Origin of the sequence: Planococcus beijingensis (assembly GCF_016820615.1) — a bacterium.
GTDB classification, from domain to species: Bacteria; Bacillota; Bacilli; order Bacillales_A; family Planococcaceae; genus Planococcus; species Planococcus notacanthi.
Window position 1 is genome coordinate 1 of sequence record NZ_JADHDZ010000018.1, and the last position, 888, is coordinate 888.

General features: G+C 42.3%; 2 protein-coding genes. Both read right to left on the minus strand.

The window, feature by feature from the left end; all coding sequences use genetic code 11:
• Positions 1-235 (minus strand): hypothetical protein (locus IRE19_RS18475; protein WP_238943309.1); only part of this gene is annotated, 235 nt, incomplete at its 3' end.
• A gap of 165 nt (positions 236-400) precedes the next feature.
• Positions 401-888 (minus strand): nucleotidyltransferase domain-containing protein (locus IRE19_RS18355; RefSeq protein WP_203341459.1); only part of this gene is annotated, 488 nt, incomplete at its 5' end.

Sequence of the window (888 nt, forward strand, 5' to 3'; positions counted from 1 at the left end):
GCTGTTTGACTTCACTTAGCGTAGCAGTTGCTATGTCGTCGCTATCGCGCTCACGTGGCGCTACGGAGATAGTCTTTTTCAAATCCCTAGAAGCTTCTGCAATAGCTCCTTCCAGTGATTTCTTACCGCTATGGACTGCCGCTATGATGCCTTTAATCGCTATGTACTCGCTATCCGTGTAAAGTCGGGCGTTTTTATGCGTTCGTTTGAAATGGATGCCTTCCTGTTCCAGCAAAGCAGAATATTTCCGTAACNCTTTTTTTAGTAAAGGTTCCTAGAAAAAAAGAGAAGATGCTCTGGACCAGCACCTTCTCCATGTTTCTGTTATAGGACTTCCGATAAATTTATGATATGTAAACTTTCATCCATTGAGAAACCATTCAAAACTGAAATATTTATTCTATTTGGTATTCCTTATTAGTTGGCGAAGTAACTTTTTACTTTCGATATCTTTTGTTCGGGGTGTTCGGCCAATTTGTTCATAGACTTCCTTTTCTTCCAGAAGTTGTTGGGGACTTAAGACCTTTACTGATAGTCCGCATAATGTATAGCGATTAGGCAGCAGAGAGTCAGGTTGCCATACCCATTCCGGCAAACCGTTCAGGATCAGATTGCCTTCAATGGATCGGGTGACATAGCCGACTGTGACATCTACCTCGTTTTTACGAAAATCAGACTGTCTATTCTCGAAATGGGATTTGACGGGTAACCGTTCATATCCTGCTTTGGAAAGTTCTTTTTCTAAACCGTCCCGATTTTGAATCCACGTTATCAAATCGAAGTCGTCGTGTGGCCTGGTGATTTTTCCGAGTAGAAAGTCAATTGCCCAGCCACCACGCAACCAAAATTCCATTTCCAATTGTTCCGTCAATAGGCAAATTTCGGACA